The sequence below is a fragment of the Pseudomonas sp. m6p genome (genome assembly GCF_055760375.1).
Genome location: NZ_CM147084.1, coordinates 4195103 through 4207478 on the forward strand (window position 1 = coordinate 4195103; position 12376 = coordinate 4207478).

8 protein-coding genes and 2 pseudogenes are annotated in these 12376 nt (G+C 61.5%); 8 read left to right on the forward strand and 2 right to left on the reverse strand.

The window, feature by feature from the left end:
• Positions 1–70 precede the first annotated feature (70 nt).
• Both ACYZUM_RS19140 and edd read right to left on the reverse strand, forming a co-directional pair.
• The gene (locus ACYZUM_RS19140) at positions 71–1021 is read right to left on the reverse strand and encodes a glucokinase (RefSeq protein WP_473061034.1); all 951 of its coding nucleotides are present in this window, start codon (positions 1019–1021) and stop codon (positions 71–73) included.
• Positions 1018–2844, reverse strand: a complete 1827-nt coding sequence (edd, locus tag ACYZUM_RS19145) for a phosphogluconate dehydratase (protein ID WP_041068637.1) — start codon at positions 2842–2844, stop codon at positions 1018–1020. The genes ACYZUM_RS19140 and edd overlap by 4 nt, the downstream gene beginning before the upstream one ends.
• Positions 2845–3064: 220 nt before the next feature.
• On the opposite strand from edd, the gene gap reads away from it, so the two are divergent.
• The 8 genes and pseudogenes from gap to ACYZUM_RS19185 all read left to right on the forward strand — a co-directional run.
• On the forward strand, positions 3065–4066 hold the full coding sequence (gene gap / locus ACYZUM_RS19150; protein ID WP_145594494.1) for a type I glyceraldehyde-3-phosphate dehydrogenase: 1002 nt from the start codon (positions 3065–3067) through the stop codon (positions 4064–4066).
• Between the two features lie 181 nt (positions 4067–4247).
• Entirely contained in the window at positions 4248–4766 is a 519-nt protein-coding gene (locus ACYZUM_RS19155; protein ID WP_041068631.1) for an RNA polymerase sigma factor, read from the forward strand.
• A 124-nt stretch (positions 4767–4890) separates the two neighbouring features.
• Entirely contained in the window at positions 4891–5856 is a 966-nt protein-coding gene (locus ACYZUM_RS19160; protein ID WP_473061035.1) for a FecR family protein, read from the forward strand.
• Positions 5857–5978: 122 nt separating this feature from the next.
• Positions 5979–8564 (forward strand): TonB-dependent receptor, encoded by a 2586-nt coding sequence (locus ACYZUM_RS19165; protein ID WP_473061036.1) that lies wholly within the window; start codon positions 5979–5981, stop codon positions 8562–8564.
• 109 nt (positions 8565–8673) lie between these two features.
• Positions 8674–9270, forward strand: coding sequence for a biliverdin-producing heme oxygenase (locus ACYZUM_RS19170; RefSeq protein ID WP_473061037.1), 597 nt, complete (start codon positions 8674–8676; stop codon positions 9268–9270).
• A gap of 168 nt (positions 9271–9438) precedes the next feature.
• Complete coding sequence (locus tag ACYZUM_RS19175; protein WP_041068620.1) at positions 9439–9831, forward strand: YbaN family protein; 393 nt, start codon at positions 9439–9441, stop codon at positions 9829–9831.
• Between the two features lie 629 nt (positions 9832–10460).
• A pseudogene (locus ACYZUM_RS19180) lies at positions 10461–11477 on the forward strand (methyl-accepting chemotaxis protein); the annotation flags it as partial.
• A gap of 333 nt (positions 11478–11810) precedes the next feature.
• Positions 11811–12335 (forward strand): annotated as a pseudogene (locus ACYZUM_RS19185) (methyl-accepting chemotaxis protein); the annotation flags it as partial.
• Between the last annotated feature and the right edge of the window lie 41 nt (positions 12336–12376).

Below are 12376 nucleotides of genomic sequence, written 5' to 3' on the forward strand. Positions count from 1 at the left end.
CTTGTACACATCCTGAGGATGTCTTCGATCCTGTGGGAGCTGGCTTGCCAGCGATGCAGGCGACTCAGTCTCAAAACTGTTCGAGTGCCACACCAGCGCCAACAAGACCGGAATACGGCGCCGTCACCAGCCACACTGGAATGCCCTTGAAGTAGTCGCTCATGCAGCCCTTGTCGGCGAAGCTGCGGGCGAAACCGCTTTCGACGAAGAAATCGGCAAAGCGCGGAATCACCCCGCCAACGATGTACACGCCGCCACGCCCACCGGTGGTCAGCACGTTGTTGCCGGCCACACGGCCGAGCCAGCAGCAGAACTGTTCCAGCACTTCCAGGGCGATCGGATCGCCAGCCAGACCGGCCGCGGTAATCGCTTCCGGCGTATCAAGCTTTGGTTCATGCCCATCCACCGCACAGATCGCCCGGTAGACGCGCGGCAAGCCACCACCGCTCAGCGCCGTTTCTGCGCTGACGTGTCCGATTTCGTCGTGGATGTGCTGCCAGAGCTGGGTTTCACGCGGACTGCTCAGCGGCAGATCGACGTGCCCGCCCTCCCCCGGCAACGCGGCAAACCGCCCTTCGCCGAGATCAAGCAAGGTGCCGACACCCAGCCCCGTGCCCGGACCGATCACCACCGCCGGGCGCAACGGCTCCGGCGTGCCTTCGCAGACCACACGGAATTCCCCGGGCTGCAAACGGGTCATGCCCAGCGCCATCGCCGAGAAATCGTTGATCAACAGCAGTTGTTCGACCTGCAAGGTCTTGCAGAACGCCGTGCGACTCAAGCGCCAGTGATTGTTGGTGAATTTGAATTCATCCCCACTCACCGGCCCCGCCACCGACAGGCACACCGAACCGATCGAACCCGGCGCCAGACCGAGGCCACTCAGGTACAGGCTGATCGCCTCTTCCGGACTGGCGTGGTCGGCTGTGGCCAGCACCTGAACCGATTCCAGTTGCTGGTTTTTCCACAACGCGAATCGCGCGTTGGTGCCTCCGATATCACCGACCAAAGCCAGTTTCAATTAAGCGTCTCCAGGGCAGAAGTGAAGGCGCTGGCGCCCTGCTCCGCCGAGCTGAAGGCCAAACGCATGAAGCCAAACAGTTCGCGACCGCTGCCGATGTTGTTGCCCAACAGGCCTTTGGCGGGTTCGCGCGCTGCAAATTCGGCGGCGTCGACCTTGAGTTCCAAAGTGCCTTTGACGCCATCGACGCGGATGATATCGCCCTCTTGCACCCGCGCCAAAGCACCACCTACATAAGCTTCAGGGCTGACGTGAATCGCCGCCGGGATTTTCCCCGACGCGCCGGACATGCGCCCGTCGGTGACCAGCGCGACTTTGAAGCCACGATCCTGCAGCACGCCGAGGAACGGCGTCATCTTGTGCAGCTCGGGCATGCCGTTGGAGCGCGGGCCCTGGAAGCGCATCACCGCGACAAAATCCTTCTCCAGCAAACCGGCCTTGAACGCATCGGCCAGATCCTGCTGATCCTGGAACACCATGGCTGGCGCTTCGACGATCTGGTTTTCCAGCGCCACGGCGGAGACTTTCATCACGCCGCGACCGAGGTTGCCTTCCATCACCCGCAGACCGCCCTCGGCGGAAAATGCACGGGCGACCGGACGCAGGATGTTTTCGTCGAGGCTTTCGGTCGGGCCTTCGCGCCACACCAACTCTCCGTTATCGAGGAATGGCTCCTTGGTGTACTGGCTCAAGCCGTGGCCGAGCACGGTGTTGACGTCTTCGTGCAGCAGGCCGGCCTCGAGCAGTTCGCGGATCAGGAAAGACATGCCGCCAGCGGCCTGGAAGTGGTTGATGTCGGCTTTGCCGTTCGGGTAAACGTGGCTCAGGGTCGGCACGACTTCGGAAAGGTCGGCCATGTCCTGCCAGGTCAGCTGGATGCCCGCAGCCATCGCGATGGCCGGCATGTGCAGGGTGTGGTTGGTCGAGCCGCCGGTGGCGTGTAGCGCGACGATCGAGTTGACCAGCGCCTTCTCGTCGACGATTTCGCCGATCGGCATGAAGTTGCCGTTCTGCTTGGTCAGACGCGTGACCTGATGCGCGGCTTCGCGGGTCAGGGCATCACGCAGCGGCGTGTTCGGGTTGACGAAAGACGCGCCCGGCAAGTGCAGGCCCATGACTTCCATCAGCAACTGGTTGGTGTTGGCGGTGCCGTAGAAGGTGCAGGTGCCCGGGCTGTGGTAGGACTTCATCTCCGATTCCAGCAGTTCTTCGCGGGTCGCCTTGCCTTCGGCGTACTTCTGCCGCACGTCGGCTTTTTCCTTGTTGGAAATCCCCGAGACCATCGGCCCGCCCGGGACGAAGATCGTCGGCAGATGGCCGAAGCGCAGCGAACCCATCATCAGGCCCGGGACGATCTTGTCGCAGATGCCGAGCATCAGCGCGCCGTCGAACATGTTGTGCGACAGCGCCACCGCCGTGGACATCGCGATCACTTCGCGGCTCGGCAGGCTCAGCTCCATGCCCGGCTCGCCCTGGGTCACGCCATCGCACATCGCCGGCGTACCACCGGCGAACTGGCCGACCGAGCCGATTTCGCGCAAGGCGTTTTTGATCTGCTGGGGAAAGACTTCGTACGGCTGGTGCGCCGAGAGCATGTCGTTATACGAAGAAACAATGGCGATGTTCGCCGAGTTCATCATCCGCAGGCTGTGCTTGTCTTCGCTGCCACATCCGGCCACGCCGTGGGCGAAGTTGGCGCATTGCAGCTTGCCGCGCATCGGCCCGTCAGTGGCGGCGCCGCGAATCAGTGCAAGGTAAGCCTGACGCGTGGCGCGGCTGCGGGCGATAAGCCGTTCGGTGACCTCAAGAACGCGGGGATGCATGTGTAGAACTCCAGGCTAACGGATGTGGCGACCTGATTGTCTATGCTGATCAAACGCCGTTGTTGTTGGAATGACAGACGGCTTTTTTGACCATTCGGACCAGTTGATTCAGGTCACTCGTTGTAGATAAAACAAAATATTGCCACTAAAAAGGCTTGTTTTCTATTTTTATGCGAATAATCTTGTAATTCCAACAACAAAACGACGGCGGCGCTGTTCAATGACTCTTCGAATCGCAATCAATGGTTTTGGCCGCATCGGCCGTAATGTCCTGCGCGCACTGTATACTCAAGGCTATCGACAGGATTTGCAGATCGTCGCCATCAACGATCTGGGCGACAGCGCCATCAATGCCCATCTGCTCAAATACGACACCGTTCACGGCACATTCGACGCCGAAGTGGCCCATGACAATGAGAGCCTGACGGTCAATGGCGACCGCATTGCGGTCAGCGCCATTCGCAACCCGGCCGAGCTGCCATGGGCCGCGGAAAAGATCGATGTGGTGTTCGAATGCACCGGTCTGTTCACCGACCGCGCCAAAGCGGCCGCGCATCTTACTGCCGGCGCGCGCAAAGTCATCATCTCGGCCCCGGCCAAAGGCGCCGACGCTACCGTCGTTTACGGCGTGAACCACGACATTTTGCGCCAGTCGCACCAGATCATCTCCAACGCTTCGTGCACCACCAACTGCCTGGCGCCCGTGGCGCAGGTGCTGCACCGCGAGCTGGGCATTGAAAGCGGTCTGATGACCACGATTCATGCCTACACCAACGACCAGAACCTCACCGACGTCTATCACACCGACCCGTACCGCGCGCGTTCGGCCACGCAGAACATGATCCCGAGCAAGACCGGCGCCGCCGAAGCGGTAGGCCTGGTGTTGCCGGAACTGGCGGGCAAACTGACCGGCATGGCCGTGCGGGTGCCGGTGATCAATGTGTCGCTGGTGGACCTGACTGTGCAGTTGAAGAAGGAAGCCACGGCCGACGAGGTCAACGCGCTGATGAAAGCCGCCAGCCAACACTCGAAAATTTTGGGTTACAACACGTTGCCGCTGGTTTCCAGCGACTTCAACCACAACCCGCTGTCGTCGATCTTCGACGCCAATCACACCAAATCCAGCGGCAAACTGCTGAAGGTGCTGGCCTGGTACGACAACGAATGGGGCTTCTCCAACCGCATGCTGGATAACTGCCTGGCGCTCTGCAACGCGGAGTAACCGACAACTCCTTGTAGGAGCTGCCGAAGGCTGCGATCTTTTGATCTTGTTTTAAAAGCAACATCAAAAGATCGCAGCCTTCGGCAGCTCCTACATTTGTCTGCTTCGTTCAAAAACAACACTTGACCACTCGACTAGATGATAAGCATTATCATTCGCTCGAAATGGATCAGGTTCCCCCGTGAGTCAATCGCGCTTCAATCACGTCTTCCTCTCTCAGCGCACATCCCTGCTGCGTACGATCGAGCGGATGGTCAACAATCACAGCACCGCCGAAGACCTGTTGCAGGAAACCTACCTGCGCGTCACGCGGGCGCTGAGCGAGCGCGCCATCGATCACCTTGAACCCTTCGTGTTCCAGACCGCGCGCAACCTGGCGCTGGATCACCTGCGTGCGCGCAAGATCCATTCGCGAACCATGGTCGATGACGTGCCGCAGGACGTGGTGCACAGCGTCGCCGCCCCCGCCAGCAGCGCCGAAGACGCCGCCCACGCCGAACAACTGCTGGAGCGCCTGAACGTGAGCCTCAGTCAACTCAGCCCGCGTCAGCAGCAGATTTTCATCCTCAGCCGCCTGCACGGGCACAGCTATCAGGAAATCGCCGACGAATTGAACGTGTCGCTCAGCACCGTGCAGAAGGAACTCAAGCTGATCATGTCGATCTGCATCGGTGTCGCCGAGCGCTTGAATGGCGCCTGAGGTCACAGGCGATTTCTGTCAGCATCAGCATCGACTGCACTGATCAGCGGGCTTTGCTACCCTTGCCCGACTTTTACGCTTCACTAAAAAAACAGCCGTGCACAGACACTGCCGAGGACACACCGTGACGGACACCCACCGCCCGCCTTCGCCCGACACGGCGCAGGACGCTGCCCGTGCAATGGACCAGGCTCTGGACTGGCTCATCGTGCTCGGCAGTGCGGAAGAAGAGCAGACCCGGCAATTTCACGCGTGGTTGGCGGCCGATCCGTTGAATGCCGCGGCGTTCGCCAGGGCCCAGGCGATCTGGGACGGGCCGCAAGTGGTGCAATGCGCACAGAGTCTCGCTGCGAAACCCGCGAAAGTGACGCTCATCAAACGTCTGCGTCCGCACTGGAAACCGTTGGCCACCGCTGCGGTGCTGATTCTGGGCCTGTTCAGTTTCAGCAATCTGCCGATGCGCCTGCAGGCCGATCACCTGACCGTGGTCGGCGAGCGCCAGCGCCTGCAACTGGAGGATGGCTCCAAGGTGCTGCTCAACACCAATTCGGCCTTCTCCAGCAGCATCAATGACCGGCAGCGCGTGGCGCGGCTGTATCAGGGCGAAGCGTTTTTCGAGGTGGCCGCCAACCGTGGCCAACCGCTGGAAATCAATGCGGGCCCGGTACAGGCCAGCGTGCGCGACACCGATTTCGCCGTGCGTTATCTGGACGGTGTGGCACAGGTCAACGTACAGCGCGGCGATGTCGATCTGCGTGCCACCCACAATGACGCGCGCGTGCGTTTGAGCGCCGGCGAAAGCATCCGTATCGGCCCCAACGGTTTCGATCGTCCGGCCAAACTCGATGCCGCCACCGACCTGGCCTGGGTCCAGGGCCGGTTGATCTTTGAAAACTGTCCGCTCGACAAGGTGCTGGCCGAACTGCGCCGCTACTACCCGGGCTGGATCATCAACACCAACGAGCAGTTGGCCGACGTCAACGTCACCGGCAATTACCGTCTCGACCAACCGCTGGACGTCGTGCGTTCCCTCGCCCACATCACCTCGGCGCGCCTGCAGGAATTCCCGGCGCTGGTGATCCTGAACTAAATGAGAATTATTTTTACTCGATAGCGAAACCCCGTTCGTCTCGTTATAGCCAATGCAATTGATTCGCATCTTCGGAGGCGGATCAGCACCTATAAAGATTCGTGCGACACGGAGCGCTATCGATGTCCTCTCGCCTTACCCGCCAGACTGCTTCCCCTTCCCGCGTATTGTCGCTGCTGACAGCTGCCATCCTCATGGCCGGCACCGCACCGCTGATGGCTGCCACCGAGCAACCGGCACGCAACATGGGTGATTACTCGTTCTCGATCGGCCAGCAACCGCTGGTGTCGGCGCTCAATGCCTTCACCAGCGTCACCGGTTGGCAGGTCGGCTTGCCGGCGGAACTGGGTCAGGGCGTGTCGTCGCCGGGCGTGCGCGGTTCGCTGCCGCCGGAGAAAGCCCTGGAACGCCTGTTGGTGGGGACCAACCTGAGCTTCCGCAAGCTGAGCAACAACAACGTGGTGCTGGAAAAACGCAGCACCAGCGGCACCTTGAATCTGGATCAGGTGACCATCAGCGCCACCCGCCAGGAACAGTCGGTCAACAGCGTGCCGGCCACTGTCACCGTGCAGACCCGGCAGGATCTGGACCGCAACAACGTCAACACCCTCAAGGATCTGGTGCGCTACGAGCCGGGCGTGTCCGTCGGCGGCGCCGGTCAGCGCGGCGGTATCAGTGGCTACAACATTCGCGGCATCGACGGCGACCGCATCCTCACTCAGGTTGACGGCGTCGAAGTGCCGGATGGTTTCTTCAACGGCCCGTACGCCAAGACCCAGCGCAATTACGTCGACCCGGAAATCATCAAACGCGTGGAAATCCTCCGGGGCCCGGCCTCGGTGCTGTACGGCAGCAACGCCATCGGCGGCGCCGTCAGCTACTACACCCTCGCCCCGGACGACATCATCAAGCCCGGCAACGATATCGGTGCCCGGTTGAAGACCGGCTACAGCTCCGCCGATGAGAGCTGGCTGAAATCCGCCACCGTCGCCGGGCGTGCCGAGCAGTTCGACGGCTTGCTGCACTTCAGCCAGCGCGACGGTCACGAAACCGATTCCTACGGCAGCAACAACGGCACCGGCCTCGCCCGCACCGCCGCCAACCCGGAAGACGTCAAAGCCACCAACGTGCTGGCGAAGATCGGCTGGAACTACAACGACGATTCGCGTCTGGGCCTGACCTACGAAAAGTACAAGGACGACCGCGACACCGATCAGAAAAGTGCCTACGGCGGCCCGTACTTCAACGGTGCCCCGACCATCCCCAACAGCGTGCTGCCCGGCGGCATGTATCAGTGGCGCACCGGCAACGACACCATCACCCGCGAGCGTTTCGGCCTCGAGCACAGCTTCGCCCTCGACAGCCTGCTGGCCGATAACGTGAAGTGGAGCCTCAACCACCAGATCGCCAAGACCGACCAGAGCACCGAAGAGTTCTACTACCCGATGACCCGTAAAGTGCTGCGCACCCGCGACACGGTCTACGAGGAAAAACAGTGGGTATTCGACGCGCAACTGGACAAGGCCTTCGCCATCGGTGACACCGATCACGTGTTGACCTACGGCACCACGATCAAACAGCAGAAGGTCACCGGTTCGCGCAGTGGCGACGGCAAATGCCTCGCGGTCGGCCGTGGCTGCACCGCCATCGGCGCCACCAGCGCGGCGGATGTGCTGAAAAAATCCAGCGACTTCCCGGACCCGACCATCAACACCTACAGCTTGTTCGCTCAGGATCAGATCAGTTGGAACAAGTGGACCTTCCTGCCTGGCCTGCGCTACGACTACACCCAGCTCAAGCCGCACATCACTGAAGAATTCCTCAACACCGTGGCCGCCGACGGCAACGGCACCGTCAGCGACGAGAACAAGACCTGGCACAAAGTCTCGCCCAAATTCGGCCTGACCTACGCCCTGACCGACAACTACACCTGGTACGGCCAGTACGCCGAAGGCTTCCGCACGCCGACCGCGAAAGCGCTGTACGGGCGCTTTGAAAACAGCACCACCGGCTACAACGTGGCGCCGAACCCGAACCTGGAACCGGAAAAAAGCAAAAGCTATGAAACCGGTCTGCGCGGCAACTTCGAGCAAGGCTCGTTCGACGTGGCGGTGTTCTATAACAAGTACCGCGACTTCATCAACGAAGACGCGGTCACGCCTGGCTACGACGAGCTGACCTTCCAGTCGAGCAACATCAAGCACGCGACCATCAAGGGCGCCGAAGTCAAAGGTCGCCTGAACCTCGATGCGTTCGGCGCGCCGCAGGGCCTCTACACCCAAGGCTCGATCGCTTATGCCTATGGTCGTAACAACGACAACGGCGAGCCGCTCAACAGCGTCAATCCGCTGACCGGCGTATTCGGTCTGGGTTACGACCAGGACCACTACGGCGGCCTGCTGAGCTGGACCGTGGTGAAGAAAAAGGACCGAGTCGACGACAGCAACTTCAAATCGCCGGATGGCGTCAGCAGCCAGTTCAAGACCCCGGGCTTCGGCATTCTCGATCTGGCGGGCTATTACAAAGTCACCGACGACGTCACCGTCAGCGGCGGCATCTACAACCTGACCGACAAGAAGTACTGGCTGTGGGATGACGTGCGCGGCTACGACAGCGTTGGCGAAGCCTCTGTAACGCAGCCGGCCAACCTCGATCGCCTGACCCAGCCGGGCCGCAACTTCGCGATTAATCTGGTCTGGGACATCTGATCCGGCCGACCTCACTGCGCGTGTTTATCGCCGCGCAGTGAGCTTTTTTACGCTCAGGCGCCTTCTTGTTCGTCTCGTTATCAAGCGCCTCTTTTATCAAGGACACCCCATGACCACTTCGGAAAAAGCCCTGCGTTCACAACGCCTGAACCAGATCACCCACGAGCCGCACAGCAAGCTCGACGCCCTGGTCAAGGCCCACGCGCCGTTCGAAACCCGCGCCAACTTCGCGCGTTTCGTGATCGCGCAGTACCTGTTCCAGTCGGAACTGGTCGATCTCTATAACAACGCCGAACTGGCTGCCATCGTCCCGGATCTGCCGGCCCGTTGCCGGGCCGAAGCGGCCAAGGCTGACCTGGCGGATCTCGATACCGATATCCCGGCACCGGTGGCCGGCGCGCTGAAAAAACCGAGCAAGGCCCGCGCCCTCGGCTGGATCTTCGTCTCCGAAGGCTCGAAGCTAGGCGCTGCGTTCCTGATCAAACGCGCGGTGGCGCTGGAGCTGAGCGAAACCTTCGGCGCCCGCCACCTCGGTGAACCGGAAGGTGGCCGCGCCGAGGGTTGGAAAAGCTTCGTGCGTACTCTCGACTCCCTGCCGTTCACCGCCGAAGAGGAAGCCGAAGTCGAGCAAGGCGCAATCGACGCGTTCAACCGCTTCACCGTGCTGCTGGAACAGGCTTACGCCACCGAAGCCGAACCGGCCTGATTTACCGGCACAACACAAAACCCTGTGGGAGCTGGCTTGCCAGCGATGGCGGCGGGTCAGACAGGATCTATTTCGACTGATACATCGCTATCGCTGGCAAGCCAGCTCCCACAGGGGTCTCCACAAGTCTGTAAGATTCCCGTTTCGCCTCACTGCAACCCCGAGCCCATGCCGCAACCCGCCACCTCAAAACTCGCCCGCCTGTTGTTCGGCCTGTTGGCCTATGTCAGTCTCGGCATTGGCCTGATCGCCATTGTCGTGCCCGGCCTGCCGACCACCGAGTTCATCCTGCTCGCCGCCTGGGCGGCGACCCGCAGCTCGCCGCGCCTGAGTGCCTGGCTGGAAAACCATCGGCTGTTCGGGCCGATCCTGAGCAACTGGCGCAACGGCAAGATCATCGCGCGCAAGGCCAAGGTCAGCGCCACCGTCAGCATGCTGCTGTGCGCGACACTGATGCTGGTGATGCTCGACCACGGCTGGCCGGTGTATCTGGCGATTGCCGGGATGAGCCTGGGCAATCTGTGGATTTGGTCGCGCCCGGAAACCATCGCCTCCTCCTGACTCACAGATTCCCTGTGGCGAGGGAGCTTGCTCCCGCTCGGCGGCGAAGCCGTCGCACAACCTCCGCATGCGGTGAATCGGCAAGCATGCTGGGGAGCGCTGCGCACTCCAGCGGGAGCAAGCTCCCTCGCCACAACAGCCTCATCACCAACAGCTCCTCAGTGTTCACCCGGCTGAAACTTCCCTGTAATTAATCGCCTTTTCAGCACAATCCCCTGCGCAAACGTTTAGCGCTGACCGTTCGTCGGCAAGCGGCTCATGCCCTCTCGCTGCGCGCCGATGAGCAATGCATGGCGCTGAATGGATTTGGCGAACCGGGTAGTTCATCCCGTGGCCACCTGCTCATTCATTCACGAGATCGCCCCATGTTCGACTCTCTCTCCATTCGCCTGAAAATCGTCCTGCTCTCCGGCCTGTGCCTGCTGGGTGTGGTTGCGCTGATCGTCGGCATGAACATCTACCAGACCAACCAGAACGACGAACTGGTCAGCAACTCCAGCAACCAGTTGCTCACTGCCAGTGTGCAGAACCTGTTGCAGGCCAAAGCCGCCGAGCAAGCAGTGCGGGTGCAGAAGACCTTTGGCGAAAGCCTGACGGTGATCACCGCGCTGGCCGATCAGATCAAGGACATGCGCGCACTGGCCGCCAAGCGTTCGCTGGACGCCGGGGCCCTGCGTGAAGAATTGAACCAGAGCCTGAAAACCGCGTTCGAGCGCAACGACAAGGTGCTCGGCATCTGGCTCGCCTTCGAACCCAACGGCCTCGACGGCAAGGACAGCGAGTTCGTCAACGACGCCGCGCGCCAGTCCAACGAAGCCGGGCGTTTTGCGAGCTACTGGAGCCGCGCTGCCGGCTCGGCGCTGAACACGATCATGGTCGAAGAAGACATGACCAAGACCACCCTCAGCGTCAGCGGCACGCCGTACAACAGCTGGTACACCTGCCCTCGTGACAACAAGCGTACTTGCCTGCTCGACCCGTATGCCGACACCGTGGGCGGGAAGGAAATGTTGATGACCACCATTTCCGTGCCGTTGATCGTCGACGGCAAGGCCATCGGCGTGGTCGGTGTCGACATCGCCCTCGATGCCCTGCAAGCAGCGGCGGTGGATTCCCAGCGCAACCTGTTCAACAACGCCGGGCACATGCTGATCGTCTCCGGCAGCGGCGTGCTCGCTGCCGACAGTTCCGATGCGACCAAGGTCGGTAAAAAGATCAGCGATACCCTCGGCGCCGACGGTAAGGACCTGCTGCAACTGGTCAGCAGCGGCACGCCGAAGATTCTTGAACAGGGCGAGCTGATTCGCGCGGTGTACCCGGTGGATCCGATTGGCAACTCGCGGGCCTGGGGCGTGGTCATCGACCTGCCGAAACAGGTGCTGCTGGCCGACTCGGTGAAGCTGCAAGCGGTCCTCGACGACGCGCAGGAAACCGGCGTGATCACGGCGCTGGCGGTGGCTGTCGTCGCCGGGCTGATTGGCTTGTTGCTGATCTGGCTGACGGCTTCCGGCGTCACACGCCCGATCAACAGCGTCGCCGAGATGCTGAAGAACATCGCCAGCGGTGAAGGCGATCTGACCCAGCGCCTGAACTACAGCAAGAAAGATGAACTGGGCGAACTGGTGAACTGGTTCAACCGCTTCCTCGACAAGCTGCAACCGACCATCGCCCAGATCAAACAGAGCATCACTGAAGCGCGTGGCACTGCTGATCAGTCATCGGAAATCGCCCGCCAGACCAGCGAAGGCATGCAGGTGCAGTTCCGCGAAATCGATCAGGTCGCCACCGCGTCCAACGAAATGAGCGCCACCGCCCACGACGTCGCCAACAGCGCGTCGAACGCGGCCAACGCCGCCAAGGGCGCCGATCAGTCGGCCAGGGACGGCCTGTCGATCATCGAGCGCAGCACCCGCGACATCAATCAACTGGCCGATGAAGTCAGCAAAGCGGTGACCGAAGTCGAAGCGCTGGCGGTCAACAGCGAGCAGATCGGTTCGGTGCTGGAAGTGATCCGCAGCATCGCCGAACAGACCAACCTGCTGGCGCTCAACGCCGCCATCGAAGCGGCCCGCGCCGGGGAAAGCGGTCGTGGTTTCGCGGTGGTGGCCGACGAGGTGCGCAACCTCGCCAAGCGCACTCAGGATTCGGTGGAAGAAATCCGCATCGTCATCGAACGCATCCAGACCGGCACCCGTGGCGTGGTCGCGACCATGCATTCGAGCCAGACCCAGGCGCACAACAACGCCGGGCAGATCCGTCAGGCGGTGGATGCGCTGGGCAAGATCAGCGATGCGGTGACGGTGATCAGCGACATGAACCTGCAGATCGCCAGCGCCGCCGAACAACAGAGCGCCGTGGCCGAAGAGGTCAACCGCAACGTCTCGGCGATTCGCACCGTGACTGAAACGCTGACCGAGCAGGCGACTGAATCAGCGGCGATCAGCAGTCAGTTGAATGCCCTGGCGAGCCAGCAGATGAAGCTGATGGACCAGTTCCGCGTCTGATAATCACCACCGTCCCTGTGGGAGCTGGCTTGCCAGCGATT

Excerpts from the sequence above, each read along its gene's own strand:
- edd (WP_041068637.1), bottom strand. The coding sequence starts at position 2,844 with ATGCATCCCCGCGTTCTTGAGGTCACCGAACGGCTTATCGCCCGCAGC.
- ACYZUM_RS19175 (WP_041068620.1), top strand. The coding sequence starts at position 9,439 with ATGCCGCAACCCGCCACCTCAAAACTCGCCCGCCTGTTGTTCGGCCTG.
- ACYZUM_RS19170 (WP_473061037.1), top strand. The coding sequence starts at position 8,674 with ATGACCACTTCGGAAAAAGCCCTGCGTTCACAACGCCTGAACCAGATC.
- ACYZUM_RS19165 (WP_473061036.1), top strand. The coding sequence starts at position 5,979 with ATGTCCTCTCGCCTTACCCGCCAGACTGCTTCCCCTTCCCGCGTATTG.
- gap (WP_145594494.1), top strand. The coding sequence starts at position 3,065 with ATGACTCTTCGAATCGCAATCAATGGTTTTGGCCGCATCGGCCGTAAT.